General features: G+C 39.5%; 21 protein-coding genes. 3 read left to right on the top strand and 18 right to left on the bottom strand.

The window, feature by feature from the left end; genetic code table 11:
• Positions 1-145: 145 nt before the first annotated feature.
• The 14 genes from KSU66_RS02500 to KSU66_RS02435 all read right to left on the bottom strand — a co-directional run bounded on the left by KSU66_RS02500 (position 146) and on the right by KSU66_RS02435 (position 14273).
• Entirely contained in the window at positions 146-1444 is a 1299-nt protein-coding gene (locus KSU66_RS02500; protein WP_269049844.1) for a Na+/H+ antiporter NhaC family protein, read from the bottom strand.
• Positions 1445-1967: 523 nt separating this feature from the next.
• Positions 1968-2729 carry an HpcH/HpaI aldolase family protein gene (locus KSU66_RS02495; RefSeq protein ID WP_269049843.1) on the bottom strand — a complete coding sequence of 254 codons (762 nt, stop codon included), beginning with the start codon at positions 2727-2729 and terminating at the stop codon, positions 1968-1970.
• Between the two features lie 12 nt (positions 2730-2741).
• The gene (locus KSU66_RS02490; protein WP_269049842.1) at positions 2742-3608 is read right to left on the bottom strand and encodes an MBL fold metallo-hydrolase; all 867 of its coding nucleotides are present in this window, start codon (positions 3606-3608) and stop codon (positions 2742-2744) included.
• Between the two features lie 21 nt (positions 3609-3629).
• Positions 3630-3875 carry a Na+/H+ antiporter NhaC family protein gene (locus KSU66_RS02485; protein WP_269049841.1) on the bottom strand — a complete coding sequence of 82 codons (246 nt, stop codon included), beginning with the start codon at positions 3873-3875 and terminating at the stop codon, positions 3630-3632.
• Between the two features lie 334 nt (positions 3876-4209).
• Positions 4210-4737 (bottom strand): MFS transporter, encoded by a 528-nt coding sequence (locus tag KSU66_RS02480; RefSeq protein ID WP_269049840.1) that lies wholly within the window; start codon positions 4735-4737, stop codon positions 4210-4212.
• Positions 4738-4758: 21 nt separating this feature from the next.
• Entirely contained in the window at positions 4759-5412 is a 654-nt protein-coding gene (locus tag KSU66_RS02475) for an MFS transporter (RefSeq protein ID WP_269049839.1), read from the bottom strand.
• Between the two features lie 556 nt (positions 5413-5968).
• Positions 5969-7750: a S9 family peptidase gene (locus tag KSU66_RS02470; RefSeq protein WP_269049838.1), complete on the bottom strand. Its 1782-nt coding sequence runs from the start codon at positions 7748-7750 to the stop codon at positions 5969-5971.
• A 25-nt stretch (positions 7751-7775) separates the two neighbouring features.
• On the bottom strand, positions 7776-8153 hold the full coding sequence (locus KSU66_RS02465) for a DUF3899 domain-containing protein (RefSeq protein ID WP_269049837.1): 378 nt from the start codon (positions 8151-8153) through the stop codon (positions 7776-7778).
• A gap of 73 nt (positions 8154-8226) precedes the next feature.
• Positions 8227-9864: a peptide ABC transporter substrate-binding protein gene (locus tag KSU66_RS02460; protein WP_269049836.1), complete on the bottom strand. Its 1638-nt coding sequence runs from the start codon at positions 9862-9864 to the stop codon at positions 8227-8229.
• A gap of 66 nt (positions 9865-9930) precedes the next feature.
• Positions 9931-10884 carry an ABC transporter ATP-binding protein gene (locus KSU66_RS02455; protein WP_269049835.1) on the bottom strand — a complete coding sequence of 318 codons (954 nt, stop codon included), beginning with the start codon at positions 10882-10884 and terminating at the stop codon, positions 9931-9933.
• Positions 10877-11899, bottom strand: a complete 1023-nt coding sequence (locus KSU66_RS02450) for an ABC transporter ATP-binding protein (RefSeq protein WP_269049834.1) — start codon at positions 11897-11899, stop codon at positions 10877-10879. Before KSU66_RS02450 ends, KSU66_RS02455 begins: the two co-directional genes overlap by 8 nt.
• A gap of 11 nt (positions 11900-11910) precedes the next feature.
• Positions 11911-12855, bottom strand: a complete 945-nt coding sequence (locus tag KSU66_RS02445; protein ID WP_329958763.1) for an ABC transporter permease — start codon at positions 12853-12855, stop codon at positions 11911-11913.
• 1 nt (position 12856) lies between these two features.
• Positions 12857-13783, bottom strand: a complete 927-nt coding sequence (locus tag KSU66_RS02440; RefSeq protein WP_329958762.1) for an ABC transporter permease — start codon at positions 13781-13783, stop codon at positions 12857-12859.
• 37 nt (positions 13784-13820) lie between these two features.
• Positions 13821-14273 (bottom strand): Lrp/AsnC family transcriptional regulator, encoded by a 453-nt coding sequence (locus KSU66_RS02435; RefSeq protein ID WP_269049833.1) that lies wholly within the window; start codon positions 14271-14273, stop codon positions 13821-13823.
• Between the two features lie 178 nt (positions 14274-14451).
• Between KSU66_RS02435 and KSU66_RS02430 the strand changes: the two genes are divergently transcribed.
• Positions 14452-15591, top strand: coding sequence for an amidohydrolase (locus KSU66_RS02430; protein WP_443028927.1), 1140 nt, complete (start codon positions 14452-14454; stop codon positions 15589-15591).
• 174 nt (positions 15592-15765) lie between these two features.
• Here KSU66_RS02430 and KSU66_RS02425 read toward each other — a convergent pair whose 3' ends face one another.
• Positions 15766-16644, bottom strand: a complete 879-nt coding sequence (locus tag KSU66_RS02425; RefSeq protein ID WP_269049832.1) for an alpha/beta fold hydrolase — start codon at positions 16642-16644, stop codon at positions 15766-15768.
• A gap of 240 nt (positions 16645-16884) precedes the next feature.
• Between KSU66_RS02425 and KSU66_RS02420 the strand changes: the two genes are divergently transcribed.
• Positions 16885-18075 carry a MalY/PatB family protein gene (locus KSU66_RS02420; RefSeq protein ID WP_269049831.1) on the top strand — a complete coding sequence of 397 codons (1191 nt, stop codon included), beginning with the start codon at positions 16885-16887 and terminating at the stop codon, positions 18073-18075.
• Positions 18076-18293: 218 nt separating this feature from the next.
• Here KSU66_RS02420 and KSU66_RS02415 read toward each other — a convergent pair whose 3' ends face one another.
• From KSU66_RS02415 to KSU66_RS02405, 3 genes are all read right to left on the bottom strand, one after another.
• Entirely contained in the window at positions 18294-20321 is a 2028-nt protein-coding gene (locus KSU66_RS02415) for an oxidoreductase (protein ID WP_269049830.1), read from the bottom strand.
• 71 nt (positions 20322-20392) lie between these two features.
• Positions 20393-21991 carry a sodium:solute symporter family protein gene (locus KSU66_RS02410; RefSeq protein ID WP_269049829.1) on the bottom strand — a complete coding sequence of 533 codons (1599 nt, stop codon included), beginning with the start codon at positions 21989-21991 and terminating at the stop codon, positions 20393-20395.
• Between the two features lie 3 nt (positions 21992-21994).
• Positions 21995-22159 (bottom strand): hypothetical protein, encoded by a 165-nt coding sequence (locus KSU66_RS02405; RefSeq protein ID WP_269049828.1) that lies wholly within the window; start codon positions 22157-22159, stop codon positions 21995-21997.
• A 242-nt stretch (positions 22160-22401) separates the two neighbouring features.
• Here KSU66_RS02405 and KSU66_RS02400 point away from each other — a divergent pair, with 242 nt between their 5' ends.
• Entirely contained in the window at positions 22402-22971 is a 570-nt protein-coding gene (locus tag KSU66_RS02400) for a helix-turn-helix domain-containing protein (RefSeq protein WP_269049827.1), read from the top strand.
• The last annotated feature ends 102 nt before the right edge of the window (positions 22972-23073 follow it).

Here is a 23073-nt window from a genome sequence, read left to right as displayed (position 1 = left end):
ATAATAAAATAAGTGAAAGTAACTTTTTCATTGTAGCTGAATCTCACTATATAAAAAGTCGTTGAAATAGTTCCCGTGGAAAGGGAGTTATTTCAACGACTTTCAGGGTGTGCAGAAACTAGGTATTAAGTCTTAGGTATTCTTTCTACGTCTGACGAAATTTCGGATAACCAATTAAAATCGCAACAACTCCACAAACCCCCATCAAAACCGGATAAAACGAATAGGGAATAATACTAATCGGTGAAATAGCAGCTAATCCGGACACGGCAAGCATTTGTGCTCCGTAAGGTAAAACCCCTTGCAAACTACCCGAGAATGTATCGAGCAAACTTGCGGACTTTCTTGGATCCACACCATATTCATCGGCGATGCTTTTCGCCAAAGGTCCCGCGATTACAATCGAAATTGTATTATTCGCCGTAGCCATATTCACCATACTTACCAAACTAGCAATTCCAAATTCCGCGCCTTTTTTCGTTTTAATTTTACTCGTGATGAAATATAACAGCGAATCAATGCCGCCATTATGCCGAATAATTTCAACGATACCACCTATTAAAATCGCGATAATTGCTAAATCTTCCATGTTCATAATCCCTTTAGAAATCGCTTGTACAAACCCGCCTAAGCTATACGACCCGTCCATCATCCCAATAATTCCAGCAAAAATGGTGCCGCCAACCAAGACAACGAGCACATGCGCACCCAAAAGCGCTGCCGCCAAAACAGCAACGTATGGCAGTATTTTCAACAAATCATACGGGTATTCCCCACTAATTGTAGCCACATTTCCCCTTGTAATGGCACCTAGAATAATTGCTGTAAGAATGGCACCAGGCAATACGATGAAAAAGTTCACCTTGAATTTATCTTTCATTTTGACATTTTGAGTTCGTGCGGCCGCAATCGTCGTGTCTGAGATCATGGACAAATTATCTCCAAACATCGCACCACCTACAACCGTCGCCATCGCAAGTGCGAGTGGAATACCCGTCTGACTAGCGATTCCAATTCCAATCGGCGCCAGCGCAACGACAGTCCCCATTGAAGTCCCCATCGCAATTGATATAAAACAACCGATAACAAAAAGGCCAACGAGTAACAAATTCGAGGGCAATAGCGACAGACCTAGATTGACAGTCGATTCAACTGCACCCATCCCTTTGGCAACTTCGGTAAATGCGCCCGCTAATATAAATATAAGACCCATTAAAATAATGTTCGGATGCCCCGCACCTTTAGTAAACCGCTCGACTTTACTAGAAAAGGTTTCTTTTTGATTCATCAGCAAAGCGACAGCGGAAGCAATAAGCACCGCTACATTTAATGGCATTCCCGAAAAGTCTTTTGTAAAAATTCCTGCGCCAATAAAAAGTAATACAAAAATAAGTAACGGAAAAAGTGCGAAAATATTTCCTTTTTTCACTTCGCGATTTGTCACAAATATCCCTCCAAGTACACTATATAGATTCTAACAAATTTCTAATGGATAGTGTTTCTATAACGAACTACCAGAATCATTACTTTTTTTGCTTCTTGGCTCTCTAACTAAACTTCCCTAAAAAAACATAAAAAAGCCAACCAAATGAACATCTGGTTGACTTTACTTATTCCCTTGCAAGTAGATCTAATTATTCCATACCGGATAAGTTGAATTAAAGAATCCTTCTTACAACACTCGGCGCTAGGGGATGCCTCTCGCCAAGAATTACATGAAAATAATAAGCTCAAACTACATATAAAGACTCAATTTATGATTATGACACCCAGTTGATTGTAGTGGAGAGCGGCGACTCCAGCGGGAAGAGCAAGAGATCCGAGACCCTGCACGGAGCGTAAGCGAAGGAAGCGGCTCGGTCCTTGCCCGCGGAAAGCGTCCGCTCGGAACGGAAATCAACGGCCCGATAAAGCGATCATAATTGGACTTTTTTAGGTTAGAATCTTTATTTCAACTTATTTCTTTTTTAGCGAGAACTTTTTGACGCATCAAGCACTTCGGTCAGAGCTTTAGAAATAATCGAAGTTCCGACAACTAGCACATAATTTGCGCCTCGTTCAAGTTCTCTTTTTACTTCTTTACTACTTCCCGCAACAGCACCCAATAAAACGCCTTGTTCTCGACCTTTTTCAAACAATCCTTGAATTACCTTTTGGACTTCCGGATGATCCGGACCGTCTGGATAGCCCATACTTACCGCCAAATCAGTCGCCCCAATAAAAGCCATATCAATACCTGGAACACTCATAATTTCCTCGAAGTTCTCAACAGCTTGTGGCGTTTCAATATGAACAATGACTAACGTTTCATTATTCGCATGTTCCAAATAGTCCGTTCCGCTTAGCTTGCCATATTGTGCCGCTCGAATATAATAAGCTGCCCCTCTTTTCCCACTAGGCGGAAACTTAGCGCTTTGCACTACACGTTCAGCATCTTCTTTCGTATTCACCATAGGTACGTGAATCCCCTTCGCACCACGGTCTAGCACCTTCTGTATACTTGACGCATCATAAGACGCCCTAACAATCGGCGTTAGATTCACAGCATCCGCAGCCCGCACCATATTTTCCAATTCCGAATAACTAAAAGCCCCATGCTCATCGTCAATAAAAACAAAATCAAACCCTACATGACCAATTACCTCAACCATAGAAGGCGAATAATCACCAATAATGACACCAACTACTTTTTCCCCATTCAATAATTTACTCTTCAATGAAATCCCCATCAAAGAACCCCCTTAAATTTCTATTTCCATTCCTTCTTCCGCGATGTAAAATCCTCGCTCTTCCACTTGTTTTGTAAACGTATTAGAAGGATTAATGGCCGGATTCGTATGGTTAAAATGAGTGAAGTATATTTCTGTTCCCCCTACTAAATCTTGAAGACGATCCATCGTCTCCGTCATAACTGGATGCGGTATTTCACGATAATCTCGTCCCATTTGTTCAATTTCCTTCGTCGAATGAAACGTCGCATCCAATAAACAAATATCCGCTTCTTTAGCCGCACCGTGAATATCTATCGACCACTCATCCCAACTGTCGATATCCGGAATATATAATAGTTTTCGATTAGGTCCTTCAATCCAAAACCCAAACGTCTCCGAAAACTCATTACGATGCGGTACTTCAACCGGCCTTATCGAAACGCCCCCACCAAGCGGAACTGCCTTACCACCTGTCATCTCGTTCACATCAATATTTCCGATTTCAGTTAACAAACTCCACGGCGCCTCATTTTCTAGTAATGTCTTCATTTTTCTTCCAGCATATGTAGTAATCCCTTTCGCTCCAATCGCTTCCCGTCCTAAAAACAGTAACCCGGGATAATGACCAATATGGGCATGCGTCAAAAAAATGCTTTCCATTAACTGTCCTTCTAGCCCATACCTCATTTGAAGCGTCGATAATTGCTCTTTAAAATCAGGCGATGCATCGATTAAATGCCATTGTTTTTCTTCCGGAAAGACAACCGCTAGCGAGGCGGCAAGCCTTTTGAAACTATGATCAGTCAACGCTTTCTTACAATGCCCACAAAAACAGTTCGGATGTGGTATTCCCGCATCCTGCGCCGTGCCAAGAACATTTACAATTACTTTAGACATTCCGTAACCTCCTACTTGTTTCTATTTTGAATAACTCTTTTTCGTAATCGTCCATCCCGTGTATCCATATAAAATATTGATTAAAGGAACGAGAAATGCCAAGAATGTTGAGACGATCGTCATGCTAATTAAGGAACCGGTTGTTTTTACCTTTTCAAGCATTTTACGAGTTAACACTTGAAAAGCACCCGTTTCCTCCAATAGTCCTCCCAAGCTCGTCGCGAGTATCGGAATAATTGCCATCCCGACAGATAATCTTTTTTCCATCCTAAACCGTGCCTTCTATTTGCACTACTGAACTATAAAAATACTCTATTCAGTATTTTGCATAACCTCAGTATACATTACTAATTAGCTTAATGGAGATAGTATAATCACGCCTGTACAACAGAAATTAACAATCCCTTACACGATGAATAGGACCTGAAACTTAGTAAACTATCTATCATCGGTATGGATCATTTATCCAACTAAAACACGAAAAAGAGTCAGCCATTTATTGAAGTGGCTGACTCGTTTCTTCGCTATTCAATTCATTGTACAGGCCTGACACGGTCACACTAATGATAAACACCAATCCAATGTATCGTCTACTTCGGTTTTAGTATTCATTTAGTTCTTTTTTATCACCTATTAAAAATGTCAGGATGAACATTAGCACATAAAGCGACAACATAATGCCGAACGTGTAATGATGGTTTGTCGTCCCGTCGTAGACCACCGCAATTAGCAGAGGCAATAATCCTCCTATGATGAAACCGCCTGTTTGCATCATCGCAGTCCATGCGTTTGTTTCTTCAGGCGTCTCCGTCTCGTCAAGCGGCAAAAGCAAGGCTACCGGGAATAAGCCGCCAAGTGGGATTCCCATGACAAATGCGCCAATCCACATAAGTGAATGAATACCGGTCCAGAAAAGTACGATCGAAATCATTCCCGCTGTAAGCATGAAAAGCAGCCACAACTTTCTTGATGGAAAACGTTGCATTAAAAGCGGAATTATAATGTTCAAAAATATTTGTACGATGGTCATAATACTAAGGAGCGTTCCCGCCTGTAACAACGTCATTCCAGCGGCGATTGCGAGTGGTGCGAGCCATGTAATGATGGAGAAAAATGCAGAGGATTGCAATCCAAAGAACAGTAAAAATAGCTACGCCTTTCTTGATTTCCACGGGGACTTTACATGCCTTTTCTGAACTTCCACAACAACGACATCCTGTTGACGAACCTTCAGTTTTCCCTTCATTGCCACGAACCACCCCACTAGACCAAGAAGCGCCAATACGGACCAAATACTAAGTGCAAATAAATAGGAACCTGTCTTTTCAAAAAACACGGCAGTCAATCCTGCACTCGCTGCCGACCCAACTCCCATTCCGAATGAATAAATCCCAATGACGGACGCGGCACGGTCCGGGAAATACTGTTTAATCATCGCAGAAAGAAGCGGTCCGATGACGGCAATGGCGATACCAATGATAAATGCGGTACCGAGGAGCACAAGAAAACCTGAAATAAGCCCCCTCAAAGCAGTCATCACACCAATCAGTAAAATCATTGCAATCATTACCCGATTCAATCCGAACTTCCGGTTCATTACCGGAGCCAATGTGGCAAATAGGCCCATGCAAATAACGGGTACCGCAGTCAACAAACTTACCTGCGCATCGGACAGCGACAACTGTTCACGAATCGTTTCAAGCATTGGCCCAATGGATGTAATCGCCGGTCGCATATTGACGGATATCGCAAAAATGGCGACCATAATAAGAATTGCATTCCGTTTATTCATTTTTCCAGACATACACTCGTTCCTTTCTCTCTATCAGGCAAACATTACGACATTCATTCGCCTCTTCTTAAGGGCTTTTTTAACGACTTTTTCTAGTCAAGCCCTAATAATCACCCGATGAAAGTTTAGACAAATGATAACAAGGTCACTGAAAAAGTCTAATTTCCTTCAATCCCGTTGATTTTCGTTCTGAGCGGACGCTTTCCGCGGGCGGTCCGTGAGCCTTCTCGCTTCGCTGTGTGGTCTCACCTGGACGCGCTTTTCCCGCTGGAGTCGCCGCTCTCCACTCCAATCAACTAGGTTTCGCTATACAAAGAAAGTTTTTCAGTGGCCAAATGATAACCTGGCTGATTTTTTCTTCTTACGTTATTGTAGTTTATTTTATGAAGAGTGTCTTGCGTAGCCATTCGTTTTTATTTGAGAAGATTGAAGCCGTGCCCACGGAACGCGTCCTCCTGAAGCGAAAATCAACCTTGTTCGTATTTCAACACTAAATTTCCCGTTATGAAATTAACTCTGCTAATAAAAATAAAAAATAAGCCCGCCATTTTCAACATGGCGGACTCATTTATTTTAAAGTACTATTAAAAAACTCAACAATTTTAGTATTCATTGTAATATGGTTTGCTAACTTCTCTGTTTGGTGCCCTTCATCTTCAAATATAAACAATTCAACGTCTTTTTTCATTTCACGCATTACTTTAGTTAATTGCTCTGCTTCACTAACCGGAACGCGCGTATCATTTTGACCATGGAAGACTAACAAAGGTGATTCGATTTTAGCTAGATGATTTAGAGGTGCAATTTCTTCGAAAAATTCATCATCCACACCAAGCGTTCCATATTCGCATTCTCTTAACTTCCTGCGCCATGGTCCCGTGTTCTCCAAGAAGGTCTTGAAGTGTGAAATCCCTACAATATTAACGCCTGCTGCCCACAAATTCGGATAATGTGTTAATGCGGCGAGAACCATGAAACCACCATAACTTCTGCCCATTACTCCGACCTTGTCACGGTCAATCGACTTCGTTTGAACGAGATCTTCTACTAAGTCCGCAAGATCCGCAACAGCATCCATTCTCTTTCTACCATCATCTAACTGAATATATTTACGACCGTACCCCATGCTCCCTCTTACGTTCGGAGCGACTACCGCAAATCCCTGAGAAACCAAATACTGAATAACAGGGTTAAATTCAGCCCTGATTTGGCTTTCGGGGCCCCCATGTACGTAAATAACCGTAGATTTCGGATTTTGTTCCTTTGAATAGTAAAAGTAAGGAACTTCAAGTTCATCAAATGACTTGAACTTGCACACTTCCGGCTGTATCCAAAGATGCTCGATTTCTTCTGAAACACCAAAATACGTAAGTCTTTCAGCTTTTTTCTCCCGCATATCATATACCCAAATATCCCCCGGCATTGTAGGACTCTTTAAGGAAAATATAAAACGATTCTCATCCATCCAAGAAATTGAATTGATTACTCCGCTTGGAACACCCTCTAAATGATGCACTTCATTCGTTAGAACATTATAGTTCTTAATAATGGAAGTCCCACCAGCATTCACGTTAGTGATAAGTGTTTCTTTAGTAGAAGACAATGAGATTTCCTCTACATCCCACATTGGCTCATTAAATACTTGTTCCAATTTCCCGGGGTTATCAACAGCAAAGCGATACACCGCTAAATTGTCCATCTCGAAGTCCGATAACACATATCCAGTTTTTCCATCTTTCGAGAACACCAATGATTGATATCTCGCAAAACCTTTTTCAGGTCCAATCTTCGTCATTTTTTTCGTTTCAATATTTAAAATGTGTAAAGAACTATCAATATTTGTTTCTTGAATAGTAATTACAATATGTTTATCGTCGCCGTTCATCCAACAAACAGGTATGCAGTTTCCGTCAAATTCAAAAATGACCTCTTCTTTTTTTGTCGCAAGATCAAGGACAAAAATATCAAAACAACCGCTGTTTCGTCGATTACTTGAATACATAATTTTGCTTTCATCTGGAGACCAGCCGCCAAAGTTATGGAAATGATTTGGTGACAGAACAAGTTCCTCGTAATCCCCCTCTTCATTTACTACATAAAATTGTTGCTTTTCATTTCCTTTGTAATCCATTCCCATTATTGTTTGACTTCCAGACGGCGAATGAAATACGGACATAATTCGATCTTCAAAAACACCAAATGGCTGCACATTTCCGTTCTCGCCATTTCCAATATACGCTTGAGGCATTCCTGTTTTTTTACTTAGAAAAGTGAATTTGTTTTTCCCAGGTATTGCGACTGGATCATAACCACTTACAACATTTAAATACAAAGAAAGTTTATCTTCCACGTTTACACCTCTTCAACTATTTTTATCAAACCAAATAATATAGTGCTAAACAGACAAGTGAAGTACCCATAGTAGTAATTGTAATAATAGCGGTCACCCGTTTAGCAATTCCTTTTACGGATGACTTCCATTCAATTAACTTTTGGTCGTTATCGGCAAGCTCTTCCGCTCTTTTTGAAGCCCTCGATTGTGGAAACAATAAATAATTAATCTTTTTAAATCCATTGGTGAATAGATTCAAAAACTTAGATTCAATAATGACTATAATTGCGAAAATGACTAAAGTGATCATACCGACAAGAAATGTTACATCAATAATTTCGAGCAGTAATAACTTTTTCATGTTAATAAGTAGTAACCAAATAATAAGCGTAACACTAGCGATAGATATATTTAATTTCATAGTCTTCACCTCTAAAAATCCAATTAACTTAAAACAACCCTCTATCAAACAACGATAGAGGGTTGTTCAATTATTATTTTGCTGTTACTTCTGCCCACTTCATGAAAGGGAAACGGTTAACATATCTAGCCGCGCCTTCAATATTTTCGTTCATTAGATACGTGTTTGTATAGAAGTAAAGTGGCATCATTGGGAAATCCTCCATTAAAATCGCTTCAGCTTGATGAAGCAACTCATAGCGTTTTTCCTGATCTTGTTCTACTTTAGATTCTGCCATTAAACGGTCAAAGTCTTCATTAACCCAACCTGTACGGTTATTTGGGCTATCTCCCAAATAATAATCCAAGTTTACAACAGGGTCTACGAATACGCCAATCCAACCCATACGAGCCATTTGGAAGTTATGTGTCTTCGTTGTTTCAAGGTATGTTTTCCATTCTTGGTTCGCAAGCTTAATCTCTACGCCAAGATTTTGTTTAAACATTTCTTGAACAGCTTCAGCAGTTTTCTTATGGTTTTCATCTGTATTGTATAGCAATGTAACTTCCGGAAGAGTTGTCCATCCTTCTTCAGCCATACCTTCTTTTAGTAATTCTTTTGCTTTATCGAAATCTTCTTCAAAATAATCCCCGCCGGCTTCACGGAAATCTCCTTCAGGTGTATCCGCCCCTACCGGAACCATTCCGTAAGCAGGAATTTCACCAGCTAAAGTAACATTTTCAGTTAAAACTTTACGATCTACTGACATACCAAATGCTTTACGTACTTTTTCATTTGTAAATGGTTCTTTTTCTACGTTAAACATGTACATATATGTTCCATAATAAGGAACAATTTCAAAATCATCATTACCTTTTTCGGATTCAATTACATCTGTCGGTAATTTCATAATGAAATCAAGTTCTCCGGTTTTATACATTTGATAGTATGTTGTCGCTTCGCCAACCATCTTGAATGTAATTTTGTCCAACTTTACAGTATCTTTGTCGTAGTACTCGTCGTTTTTCTCGATAACAACTTCACTGTCATGTTCCCAAGCTGTCATTTTGAATGGACCGTTACTTACATACGTACCCGCTTCAGCTGACCAGTTTTCATTGCCAGCAACTAGTTCTTCTTTTACTGGGTAGAATGTCCACATCGTTAGTAATGTTTCAAAATAACCAAGTGGCTCATTTAATGTTACTTCTAATGTTTTTTCATCCAACGCTTTTACGCCAACGTCTTCAGCTGTTCCGTTTCCTTTGTTATAGTCTTCCGCACCAACTAAATAGTACATGTAGAATGCAAAAGAACTTCCTGTATCTGGGCTAAGAACGTGTTTCCATGCAAATTCAAAATCACTAGCTGTCAATGCGCTTCCATCAGACCATTTTGCACCGTCACGAATTGTGAATGTGTACGTCTTGCCGTCCTCTGAAACCTCAGTTTTCTCAGCTAATCCTGGAATCGCTTTTCCTTCTTCGTCACGCGTGTAAAGACCTTCAAAAATATGGTCTAACACCCAACCTGATGTTGTATCTGTTGCTAGCGCCGGGTCAATTGCCGGTGGCTCACTTCCCGCGTTTACTGTGATTTCTTGTTTTTCAGCCTTACCTGCTGGCGCATCCCCTTTACCTTTATCGCCACTATCTTTATCTTTGCCGCCACACGCTGCAAGTACAGCGGAAAGTGACAGGATCGTAATCATTAATACTAATAGCTTTTTCATATTAAACCCTCCCTTGTCTTTGTAAATCTACGTAATTGGAAAACTTCTTTATTCTAAAAACCGTTTTCAAGGATATAAATGACACGCCGTCCAGTGGTCCTTTTCCACCTCCTTCCACTCGGGTTCGACAGTTGCACATATATCCATTGCGTGTGCGCAACGTGTTCTAAATCGACATCCGCTAGGCGGATTAACCGGACTTGGCGGATCTCCTTTAAGAACAATCCGCTCCCGCTTAATCGAACTCGGATCAGCAACTGGAATCGCAGACATTAACGCTTGCGTGTAAGGATGTAGCGGATTCTTAAACAAATCATCACTGCTAGCAAGCTCCATCATTTTCCCTAAATACATAACACCAATACGGTCACTAATATGTTTTACCATTCCCAAGTCATGGGCGATGAACAAATAAGTTAGTTGTTCTTTTTCTTTTAAATCCTCTAATAGATTGATTACTTGCGCTTGTATAGAGACGTCTAAAGCAGAAATGGGCTCATCCGCCACAATAAACTTGGGCTGAACAGCGAGCGCACGCGCAATACCAATACGCTGCCTTTGCCCGCCACTAAACTCATGAGGATAACGTTGGGCATGTTCAGGTCGAAGCCCTACTTTTTCCAACAAACTATAAACAATTTCAAGTCTTTTCTTTCCTTTGGCCAAATTATAGCCATCGATACCTTCCGCAATAATTTCACCAATCCTCATTCTCGGATTCAGTGAAGCATGTGGATCTTGAAATATGATTTGCATTTCACGGTTCATTTCGCGTTGATCTTTTTTATTTAACCCCGTAAACTCTTTTCCTTCGAATAAAATGGAACCCGAAGTAGGCGTATCCAAGCCTACGACTAATTTTCCAAGACTCGATTTCCCACTTCCACTTTCACCTACTAAACCAAGCGTTTCACCTTTATGGATAATTAATGAAATATCATCAACCGCTTTAACGGTCTTTTTATCAGCAACCGGGAAATATCTTTTCAAATTCTGAATTTCAACTAACACTTCACTCATATAGAGACCTCCCTATAGCAAGAACTTCATCCGCACTTGGTGATCGCTCATCATTTAACCAACATTTCGCAGAATGACTAGAACTAATTTCATAATCTGCGGGCATTTCATTCTCACAAATATCCATAGCGTATTTACATCTCGGCGCAAACGGACAGCCTTTTGGAGGAGCAAATAAGTCTGGCGGTGAACCTTCAATTGGAATGAGCCTTTCCTTTGTTGTACTATTAAAATCCGGAATCGACTCCATTAACCCCCACGTATAAGGATGTTTGGGATTTTCAAAGATTTCATGAACGGTCCCTGTTTCTACAATAACGCCTGCATACATAACCGCTACTCTTTCAGCCGTTTCTGCAACAACACCTAAATCATGCGTAATTAAAATAATAGCTGTATTTGTTTTTTCTTTTAACTCAATCATTAATTTCAATACTTGCGCTTGAATCGTTACATCGAGAGCCGTTGTTGGTTCATCCGCAATTAGTAATTCAGGTCTACACGCTAGTGCAATCGCTATCATTACCCGTTGACGCATTCCACCACTAAACTCATGTGGATATTGATCATAACGCTGTTCTGGATTCGGTATTCCTACCAACTTAATCATATTAATAGCTTGTTCTTTCGCATCGCGCTTACTGACGTTGTGATGAATGATTAGGCCCTCTGCTATTTGAGATCCTATCTTCATCGTCGGATTTAAAGAAGTCATTGGATCTTGAAAGATCATACTAATTTTAGATCCTTTTAATTTCCGCAGCTCACTTTTCTTTAACCCCAACAAGTTCTGCCCTTTATAATTAATTGTCCCGCCCTTTATATTCGCAACATTCATCGGCAATAGGCCCATAATTGTTTGGACGGTAACACTTTTACCGCTACCACTTTCACCTACAATCGCAAGAATTTCGCTTTTGTTAATGTGAAATGAAACATCGCGTACAGCTTTGACTTCTCCACCGTACGTTCTAAAATTCACTTCCAAGTTTTTCACATCTAATAATTGTTCCATTTACACACCTCCTATTTTCGATCTTTTGGATCTAACGCATCTTGGATACCGTCTCCAAATACGTTAAACGCAAACATAGTAAGTGATATTAGGAAACCTGGGAAGAAAAGCCTCCACCATTGACCACTTAAAATAACACCTAATGCATCATTCGCCATCGTTCCCCAACTTGCAAACGGGGCTTGAACACCTAAGCCTAAGAAACTTAGAAAGGATTCGGCGAAAATGGCTGTCGGAATTGTAAATGTTAAATTGACAATAATAATTCCCATCGTATTCGGCAATAAATGCTTCGAAATAATTTTCGTATGAGATGTACCTAATTTCTCTGCCGCTTGAACATATTCTTGCGATTTCAATTGAAGAATTTGCCCTCTAATGATTCGGGCCATACCGACCCATCCCGTAACAGACAAAGCAATAATAATAGCTGTTATTCCTGGTTCCATAATTACCATTAATAGAATAACGATTAATAGATATGGAATTCCATAAAGAACTTCAACGATCCTCATCAATAACCCATCAATGCGATCGCCTTTCTTTCCACGACCGGCCATATAGCCGGAAACGCCACCGACGATTACACCTAGTATTAGGTCGATAAGAGCCGCAACAACACCAATGATTAAAGAAACCCTCGCCCCGTACCAACAACGCACCCACATATCTCGCCCTAAATTATCTGTTCCGAACCAATGATCTATGGATGGTGGTAAGTTTGTATTTGTAAGATTTTGTTCAGATGGCGAGTAGGGTACCATCGACGGTCCAAACAAAGCTAAAAATACGATGATCGCAAGTAAAAAGAATCCTAATAACGCAAGTTTGTTTCTTACGATACTTAGCAACGTATCCTTCCAAACACTTAAACTAGGACGTTGAATATCATCAACTACTTTTTTACTAGGATCTACAGGAGTAAATAAGGAATTTTCACCTTGTTTAATGACCACGTTATCCCTCCTTACTTGTAAGACTAATTCTTGGATCAATAAGTCTATACGAAATATCTATTAAGAAAAGTGTAACTACTAAAATAACACTAAAGAAAATTGTCGTTCCCATGATGACCGGATAATCCCGGTTAAATATACTATCCACGAAATAACGACCAATGCCTGGAATCGCAAATATTTTTTCAATGACAAATGTTCCAGTAATCAGTGAAGCAAACAACGGACCTATAAATGATACAACTGGAAGGATTGCATTACGTATGCCGTGTTTAATAACGATTCCAGGTGTACTTAATCCTTTTGCATCCGCCGTTTTTATATAATTTGCATTCATAACTTCAATCATGCTTGACCTCATAAATCGCGCAACAACAGCTAAAGGCATCGAGGCTAACGCGATGGATGGCAGTACTGTATGTTGCCAAGTGCCCCAAGTCGCTACCGGGAATAACCCCATATCGACGGAAAAGACCTTTATTAACAAAGGAGCCAATATAAAACTCGGTATCGATATTCCAATAATCGCTAGTACCATCGCAAAGTAATCAATGAACCGATTATGATAGAGTGCTGCGATTATTCCTAGGAACAACCCGAAAACGAGCGCAATTACGAGTGCTTGAGCCCCTAGCAATGCCGAAGGAGGAAACCCGGATAGAATAATATCATTTACCGATCTCGTTCGTGATTGGATAGAAGGACCTAAATCGAATGTAGCCAAATCTTTCATGTATAACACATACTGAACCGGGACTGGTTTATCCAAATTATATTTTGCTCTCATATTATTTAAAACTTCTTCTGGCAATACATCAGCATCAGAAGCAAATGGATCACCAGGTATAAATTTCATCATTAGGAATGTCAATGATGCAATAACCCATATCGTTAAAATCATCGTAAAAAAACGTTTCAATATATACATCTTAATACTTACCTCCATTCACCTACATATCAATTATTCAGTCGACTTGATACGAACTTTTTGATACTGCTAATTGAATCATTGTGTTCAGTTCTGTAATTTCACTATGTTCATATAAAGAAAGAATTAGTTCTGTTATCTGTTCCTGATTTGCCGCCGCCACTTGTATTAAAAGCGGGTATTCACCGGTTGTTACTGTGATATATCGAATATGCTGAATTCTTTTCAAGTACTCAATCACTTGTTGCAAGCCATTTGGTGTTACTTTAAGTTGAATTACAGCCCCTTCCTTTAACCCGATTGTGATGGGGTTTATTCTACCTACGATTTCTAGTATTCCACTATCAATTAAATTCGTATATCTCATTCGGATTGTTTTTTCAGTTACTTCAAGTGTTTTAGACAACTCTCGAAATGACATGCGTCCATCTTTTGAAAGTAACTTAATGATTCTTTTATCCAAGTCATCTACCATTTTTACGATTCCCACCAACTTTCGGTATACATTTCCAGCATACGACCTTTATAACGGCGTATTTTACCTTTAACGACTCAAAAATAATACATTTTTGTAATTATGTATCGAAAAATGATACCTTATAGGATATTATAGATACATAGCTATCGGAAAGCAACAAATTTTCAAATTATTCGGAGGAGGAGTTATATTGTTAATTATTAAAAACGCTAAAGTAGTTACGGTTTCATCTGAAACAATCGAAGAAGGTATGGTATTCGTGAAAGACGGAAAGTTTGTATCCGTTGGAAAAAACCTAGAGATTCCTTCGGGGGCGGAAGTCATTGACGCACAAGGAAGTGTAGTTACTCCGGGTTTAATTGATGTGCATACTCATTTAGGTGTAAACGAAGAAGGCGGAGGCCGCGATGGACACGATTTTAACGAAGTAAGTTCTGAAGTGACTCCGGAAGTGCGAGCACTGGATGGAATCCTCCCTAGTGATAAAGGATTTGAAGATGCTAGAAATGCAGGCGTCACGACGGTGCAAGTTATGCCAGGGAGCGCCAATATCATTGGCGGAGAAATGGTTGTTTTAAAAACGATTGGCAATGTGGTCGATCAAATGGTTATTAAAAATCCATCTGGCTTAAAGGCTGCAACCGGTGAAAATCCGAAAAGATTCCATGGTGAAAAAGGAAGACCCGGTTCTACTAGAATGGGAGTTGCTGGTCGACTTAGAGAAAAACTTATTGAAGGACTTAACTACATCAATCAAACTGAAAGCGGCCTTTTCGAACGAAACCTTGGGTTAGAAAATATCGCGAAAGTGTTGCGCAAAGAAATTCCTTTACGAGTACATGCCCATCGTGCGGACGACATCGCAACAGCACTTCGCATTAAAAGAGAATTTAACATCGACATGACGATTGAACATTGCACAGAAGGCCATAAAATTTCAAGTTTCATCGCTGAACACGATGTAATGGTTTCCGTCGGTCCGACAATGTCGACAAGGTCAAAACAAGAGCTTAAAGACAAAGGCTGGAACACTTTAGTAGAATTAGTTAAAGAAGGCGTCCAGATTTCAATCACTACCGACCATCCCGTTGTAAGTATTGAACACCTAAGAACGAGTGCAATTCTAGCCGTCAAGAACGGACTTTCCGAAAAAACAGCACTTGAAGCAATTACGTTGAATGCCGCTAAACATATAGGAGTGGCAGACCGTGTTGGTTCAATCGAAGAAGGAAAAGATGCAGACTTCGTTATTTGGGACGGAGATCCTTTCGATTTAAGATCAGCCCCCCAATCTACATTTATAAATGGAAAATGCGTGTATCGTTCATAAAAATAAACAGTCGATAGAAGTGTGGTATTCCCCACTTCTATCGACTGTTTTATCTATACGGGTTGAAATAAAGATTCTTACTTAAAAAGAAAATCGTTGAACCGGCTCCCTTTCCGTGGGCATAGCAGCGCCAAGCGCTTTTAGTCGGATTCTTTATTTCAACATACCTTCTTATTAATCGATATCGCTTTTCACATACTCTTTAATCGTCGCAATAAATTTATCGTATTCATCTTTAATAACTCCATGACTACTATCTTCAAAGATAACCAATTTACTGTTTGGAATTTGTTCATTCATAAATATGGAACCTTCAACTGGTGTAATCCAATCATGTCTTCCAGCAATTATTAACGTAGGTACATGTATAGACGGTAAAAAGTCGACTACATTATACTCCCTTAGGAAACTTCCGAATCCTTCATTCAACGCTTCATAAGAACGATTCGCTCTTTTGCTTCCATTTTCTCTTGCCAAGTCAGCTTCAGCCGTATCTTCATAGCTATGTAAATATAATGGAGCCATCACATCATAATACTCTTGTTGCTGTTCGCTAGACCCGAAAGCGCCGTCCCATAGCACTTGTGCCATCTCTTGTTGTTTCGGCGTCCCTTTTTCCTTCACAATTTCTTTTGCTTTATCCGTGAAGTCGCTACTCGGTGCCGTTACGACAAGCAATAATGCTTTCAAGTTTTCTTGATATTTTTTAGCATATTCCAAAGCAACCATTCCGCCATAAGACTGGCCTAACAAAACAATTTTATCTAACCCTAAGTATTTTCTTAGCTCTTCTATGTCTTCAACATTATTTTTCAATGTATATGTAGACTGTGGACCTTTGTCAGATCTACCGCTTCCCCTGTTATCGATATAAACGAGTTGCATTTCTTCTGCCAAAGGACTAAGTGCAGGTTTAAAACCTGTATGATCCCCACCCGGGCCACCGTGCAATACAAAACAAACTGGTTTTTCTTTCATTATTGGTCCTTCTGGTACAAATCCAGCACCTTCTACATCAAAAAATAACTTAGTTCCATTCACATGAGCGTACATTTCTTTAACCTCCATTGATAAAAATAATTGTAGTATGTAATTTACTTGTTCAAAATTCGTTCGACATTTCCGATAATACTCCTTCTTCTAATAAATTGAAAGAGATATCTCGTTTAGTCATTCGTAAGCCCCTACAGTTACAAACATTAACAAAACAAGTATTCAGATTATTCATTGACGCCAGATAACGAGATTGCTACACTATTTTTAAACGTCTATTAAATAAGGAGTAGATTGTACATGAAATACAATTTTGATAACGTAATAGATCGTCGAAATACCGCTTCCTTGAAATGGGATGCGACGGAGGAACGATTCGGTGACGAAAACCTACTTCCTCTTTGGGTTGCGGACATGGATTTTAAAGCTCCAGATGAAGTGATTCAAGCCATTCAGGCCCAAGCAGAACACGGAATCTTCGGGTACATGAAGGGAATGGATAACTATTATAATTCAATCATTCATTGGATGAAAAAACGACATAATTGGGCTGTAAAAAAAGAATGGATTTGCCATAGTCCTGGTATTGTTTCAGCTTTAGCTTTAATTGTACAAGCCTTCAGCAAACCGGGGGACAAAATTATTGTGCAACCTCCTATTTACTATCCTTTCATGAACATGATTGAAAACCATGAAAGACAAATCGTATACAATCCGCTTCTATATAATGAAGGTAAATATGAAATGGATTTTGATGACTTAGTATCCAAAATAGATTCTTCCGTCAAAATGCTCTTCTTGTGCAATCCTCATAATCCAGGGGGACGTGTTTGGAGCCGCGAGGAACTTGAACGTCTTGGAACGATTTGTTCAGAACATGGCGTGCTAGTTATATCGGATGAAATTCATGCAGATCATGTATATAAGCCAAGTAAATATACACCATTTGCGGCTATTTCAGAGACATTTTCGGATAACAGCATTATTTGTACGGCCCCTAGTAAAACATTTAATCTCGCGGGGTTACAGACGTCGAATATCATTATTTCAAACGAGGCGTTAAGAGAGAAGTTTGTGGCAGAAACAGATCGATACGGAATCGGCATGCTTAATTCATTTGGACCAGCCGCTACAGAAGCAGCGTACACTTACGGTGAACAATGGCTTGATGAATGTATCGACTACGTTCATGAAAACTTACAATTTGTAACGAAATACTTCGAAGAACATTTGCCCGCTCTAAAAGTTCTTCCTTTAGAATCGACTTATCTCGCTTGGATTGATTGCCGAGAACTAGGACTGACAAAGGAAGAGTTAGAAAAACTATTTTTAACAAAAGCGAAAGTCGCATTGAATCAAGGCTACATATTCGGACCTGGCGGCGATGGCTTCGTTCGGATGAACCTTGCTTGCCCCCTTTCAATAGTAGAAAAAGCCGCTGAACAAATCGAAAAATCCGTAAAAATGACGCTGGCTAATAACCCGGTTTAAATCTCCCTTCTACAATACCTAGTTATAACAATTCATGTAATCAAATAACGAAAAATAGAGTCAACCATTTATTTGGCTGACTCTATTTTCACATAAGTAGTATCACCCTAATTACTATTTACAACTGTCGGAAACTTATCTGTTTTCCATAATAATTATTCCAATAGTCAGCGTAAACAACTTTTTAAAAATTTATTTCTTCAAGTATTACCGAATTATTACATCCCAGCCCCTTCCTTAACTAAGCCAATCGCTTCTTCATCATTTAATTGTGCTGCTTTTGTTTCAATTTGTAAGGCTGCCTGAAATCCTTCTAATGTAGCTTCTTCAATTGTCCGAGGGGCTAAACAATCCCCAATTTGACTAACAAATGGAGCTGATTTTTTTATTTCCTCGTACAATTCAATATTAGGAATTCGACCGGTCGACAAAACAATCACTTCATAAGTGTCCACTTCTTCTGTTACGTGTGTAAATAAGTTTCTAACAATAACTTTACCGTTTTTAATACCACCAAAGTCATGGTGAGTTTTCAACGTAACATTTAATTCATCAAGCTTTTTCATATATTCATTGCGAAGATATTGATGGACCCCTTCTCCTACGTGTGGCCTTGCCGTAATAAGGGTTACTTCACAACCTGCTTCAGCTAAATGGATTGCCGCTTCCATTCCCGCCCAGTCGCCGCCAAAGTCGAAAACAACAGCATTTCTGCCCTTTTTAACATCCATTTTATTAAACAACCCGTCCACTGTAACAATCCGAGGGTCGTCTATTCCCTCTACTTGTGGTAGATATGGTCTTGAACCAAGAGCACAAATAACTGCATCCGGTGCCAAGGCATCCACTTCTTCTTTTGTAATTTTCTTCCCCAATTCAACATTTATATTACTTGCAGCTAATTGTTTAGAGTAATTGTCCAACATCGATTCAGCTACTTCACGACGCATTGGGGCTTTTCGCATCGTTTTAAGTAAACCACCAATTGTTTCGCTTTGATCTGCAAGTGTTACGTCGTAACCCTGTGCATCGGCTGCAACAGCAGCTTCCATTCCACCTGGTCCCGCACCGATTACAAGGATAGATTTTTTACTCTTCTTCTGTTTTAATAGCGGCAGAATCTGTGCTTCTCTCCCCGCCTGCGGGTTTTGAATACAGCCGATTGCCAAACCTTTATGGTAATGCCCGATGCAAGCTTGCAAACAACCAATACACGCATCTATTAAATGAAAGTCACCATTCAACGCTTTATTTGGCATATCAGGATCAACAATTGTAGCGCGTGTCATCCCAACCATATCCGCTTTTCCGGTGCCAATGATTTGCTCTCCTTGAATTGGATCGACAATTCTTGAACCGACAAATACTGGAACAGCCGCTGCCATCCGGATTTTGAAACTATCCGTCGATAGATAGGCTTGCTTCATTGGTGAAGGCGGTACGATATGGGTTGATCCTGAAAATGTGCTTGAATCCCCGGCTGTAATATCGATAAAGTCGAGACGAACTTTTTCAGCAAGATACTCAGCAATCTGTACAGCATCCTTTATCTTCGTACCGTCCATCGTCATTTCATCAGAGCTCATCCGAATACCGACTGTGAAATCTTCACCTACTGCTTTCCATACGCGTTCAATCACTTCAACGATAAAGCGCATGCGATTTTCAAACGAACCACCATATTCATCTGTTCTTAGATTCGTATGGGTTGCCCAAAATTGTGCAGGAAGATATCCGTGTGAACAACAAATTTCAACACCGTCAAGCCCACCTTCTTTTGCTAACTTCGCTGAAATGGCAAAGCCTTCAATTACTTCATCTATTTCTTCTAAACTCATTGGTTTTGGCATCGTACTAAATCGTAAACTGGGAACCGATGAAGGAGCCCATGCTGCGTTACGGTAATCGCTTGATACGACTTCTCTTCCACCGTGAAAGAGCTGTGAAAAAACTTTTGTTCCATATTGCTTCATCCTTTTGGATAAATTCGAATAAGCCTCAACAACCCTTTGATCGAAACCTGCAATTGTCTTTGTCGTCAGCATACCAGAAGGATGAACTGCGGCGGCTTCAAGGATCATTAAACCTATTCCACCTTTAGCACGAGCCTCATGATATGCAATCAAATCATCCGTAGGAATACCATCTATGACATGATTCGTTTGGTGGGCAGTACTTAAGATTCTATTCTTAATCTCTGTATTTCCAATCATTACTTTCGTGAATAAGTGTTTAAATTGCGTCATTACAAAACGCCCCTTTCCGTTAAGTCAATTTAATCAAATAATTATAATTGTTAACATATCGTTTAGACAACTTAGCTTTGCGAAAGTGGCCAGTAATAGAAAATGAATGTAACAGCGATAATGAATACACCACTAATCATTAAGTAAACCGGGTACCTACGCGTAATAGCCATTTCTTTCGCTTCGTTGTCTTCAATTGGACGCTGTAACAATCTAGCTTGATATGCTCGCTCTTCATCCGTGATAACTCCAAATCTAGAACCAATTACAAGAGCTGCCCCACTTAAAATGACACCGATAATAACTGGGTTTAAGTAGACTGGTAAAGCGATTACTAGCTTTAATAGTTCTCCAAAAATGACACCTAAGAAACCGACGATAATACTCCAAAATGCACCTTCTTTTGTTACCTTTTTCGAAAATACACTGGAGAATGCGACAGGCCCCCATGAAGCCGCAAATAATGTTGCTGCAAAATAGCCTATCCACATGACCGCTGGAGGTTGCCATAAACCAATTAACAAAATGATGAAAGTAACACCAATCATTGAAATTCGACTTACTTTTAACAAATCTTTATCTGTATAGCTTTTACCTTTTAATTCTCCCAATATATCCCTGGCCAAACTATTCCCGATTAGTTGTAAAAACGTAGCGCAAGAAGATAAGGCAGCTGCCATGATTCCACTAACAATAATAACGCCAAGCCACGTCGGAACTATATTCATCGCAGCCCATATAAAGACTTTTTCTGTTGGTACGATATCCGTTTTAATGTTGTTAACAGTAGTGATACTAATATGCAAGAACAAGTAAATTGTAAAAATTGAAATTGTTGCCCAAATACCAGAGCGAATTGCTACATGTTCATTTTTCGCCATTAAATAACGACTGCTTTGCCAAGGGCTTATTGCAACAACAGAACCCCAAACTAGCCCTAAAATAATTGCCCAAATAATCGTTTCAGCTGGAGTTCCCATGTACGCCCCGGGTCCGGTCAATCCATGCCAGCTGAACATATCGGGTTTTTCAACGCTATTTGCTGCATTAATAATTGCATTTGGAAATCCGCCCGTAGACTTTATAATAAAGGGAAAAGAAATATAGGCTGCAATTGAAAAGATAAAGAACATGATTGTATCATTAACCATTACGCCTTTAGCACCTGAAAGAACTGTAAATGATGCGTAAACAATACACATAACAACAATTGCTATGGCGTACGGAATTTTAAAAATCTCAGCAAGTAAGATTGAAGCTCCTTGTGTTACTGCAACTAAGTAAGCCGAAATACCAAGAACTGTAGTGATTGCAGCAACCATTCTTACCTTCTTGGATTGAAAGCGGTTACCAAAATACTCAGGAACTGTTAATGATTTGCTTCTACGTAAGTAACGACCAAATAAGAATACGCCAAATATATAACCACTCGCATTAAAAATAACGAGAACAAGTAAAGGTATGGCATATCCTTCATACGAAAACCCAACTTCTCCCATAAAAGAAACTGTACTTAAAAAAGAGGCGACGAGCGTTCCAGTAATCATTAAAGTTGTCCCGCTTCTGCCTGATACGTAAAAGTCTTCCGTATTTTTGACAGTTTTAGATAGAACAACGCCGATTAATACGTAAATGATAAAAGATACGATAATTCCTACTATAAAAACCATTATCTACACCACCTCTTTATAATTACTTGCAGTTTTCACACTTCCAATGCTTTCAGTGCTTTCAGCCTCCCGGGCTTCTCTTTCCATTTTCTTCAGGAAACCTTTTGTAACAAATCCCATGACAATCAACGAACTTCCATAACAAACGCTAAAGATTAGTTCCCCCACAAAAATCCCTCCTCTTATAACTGGTTTTCCACTTCGCAATAAGGTGAATCTGAAAATCCTTTTTCTTACTTAATAGTTTAGTTAGCTACTATAATCTTGCTACCTACTCCACTTTCCACATTAATCCTGTTACACTAGTACTATACTCATACTTTAATTAACCCTAACTTAAAAAAACAAATTAAATTAAGTAGAGCTTAACTATATAGTAATCTGAAAAATTAATCAAGGAGAGATTTTAGATGAATGAGAAAATTGGGTCTATAGGCGAACAGATACGGTCTATTCGAAAAAGTAAAGGAATTACAATCAATGACGTCTCGAAGAAAACAGGATTCACGTCTAGTTTCATCAGTCAACTTGAGCGCAATCTAACAAAAGGGTCTGTCGCATCAATTCAAAAAATAGCAAGTGCATTGGAGATAAATGTGTCCTCGCTCTTTCATGGAATTGATGAAGAAAACCATAAACTACAATCAGTTTCAATCATTAGAAAAGAAAACAGACGAAAAATGACTTATCCCGATGGAAAAACTATTGATTATTTATTAACGGGCCAGGAAGGTAATTTAGAAGTTATTTATTCAACAGTCGAACCGGGGGGAGGAAGCGGCACTCATTATTCGCATGATAGCGAGCAAGAATGCATTATTATCTTGGATGGACAAATGGAGATTTCCGTTGATAAGTCTACATTTATCCTCAATACAGGAGATACGATAAACTTTTCAAGTCGCTTGCCACATGCTTGGAGAAATATTGGAGAGGATTCCTTAAAAGTTATTTGGATTATTACACCACCAACCTTTTAGTAATTACATAAAAGAACTGAAATTGGTATTCCTTTTCAAGGGTGCCATAATGAAATATAATAAATAAAAGACCAGACAGGAATGTCTGGTCTTTTTCTATGC

This window comes from Sporosarcina sp. G11-34, from assembly GCF_026931025.1.
This window is presented reverse-complemented; position numbering and strand designations above follow the sequence as displayed.

Excerpts from the sequence above, each read along its gene's own strand:
- KSU66_RS02425 (WP_269049832.1), bottom strand. The coding sequence starts at position 16,644 with ATGTACGCTCATGTGAATGGAACTAAGTTATTTTTTGATGTAGAAGGT.
- KSU66_RS02440 (WP_329958762.1), bottom strand. The coding sequence starts at position 13,783 with ATGTATATATTGAAACGTTTTTTTACGATGATTTTAACGATATGGGTT.
- KSU66_RS02485 (WP_269049841.1), bottom strand. The coding sequence starts at position 3,875 with ATGGAAAAAAGATTATCTGTCGGGATGGCAATTATTCCGATACTCGCG.
- KSU66_RS02455 (WP_269049835.1), bottom strand. The coding sequence starts at position 10,884 with ATGAGTGAAGTGTTAGTTGAAATTCAGAATTTGAAAAGATATTTCCCG.
- KSU66_RS02420 (WP_269049831.1), top strand. The coding sequence starts at position 16,885 with ATGAAATACAATTTTGATAACGTAATAGATCGTCGAAATACCGCTTCC.
- KSU66_RS02490 (WP_269049842.1), bottom strand. The coding sequence starts at position 3,608 with ATGTCTAAAGTAATTGTAAATGTTCTTGGCACGGCGCAGGATGCGGGA.
- KSU66_RS02495 (WP_269049843.1), bottom strand. The coding sequence starts at position 2,729 with ATGGGGATTTCATTGAAGAGTAAATTATTGAATGGGGAAAAAGTAGTT.
- KSU66_RS02450 (WP_269049834.1), bottom strand. The coding sequence starts at position 11,899 with ATGGAACAATTATTAGATGTGAAAAACTTGGAAGTGAATTTTAGAACG.
- KSU66_RS02415 (WP_269049830.1), bottom strand. The coding sequence starts at position 20,321 with ATGACGCAATTTAAACACTTATTCACGAAAGTAATGATTGGAAATACA.
- KSU66_RS02475 (WP_269049839.1), bottom strand. The coding sequence starts at position 5,412 with ATGTCTGGAAAAATGAATAAACGGAATGCAATTCTTATTATGGTCGCC.
- KSU66_RS02460 (WP_269049836.1), bottom strand. The coding sequence starts at position 9,864 with ATGAAAAAGCTATTAGTATTAATGATTACGATCCTGTCACTTTCCGCT.
- KSU66_RS02400 (WP_269049827.1), top strand. The coding sequence starts at position 22,402 with ATGAATGAGAAAATTGGGTCTATAGGCGAACAGATACGGTCTATTCGA.
- KSU66_RS02410 (WP_269049829.1), bottom strand. The coding sequence starts at position 21,991 with ATGGTTTTTATAGTAGGAATTATCGTATCTTTTATCATTTACGTATTA.
- KSU66_RS02465 (WP_269049837.1), bottom strand. The coding sequence starts at position 8,153 with ATGAAATTAAATATATCTATCGCTAGTGTTACGCTTATTATTTGGTTA.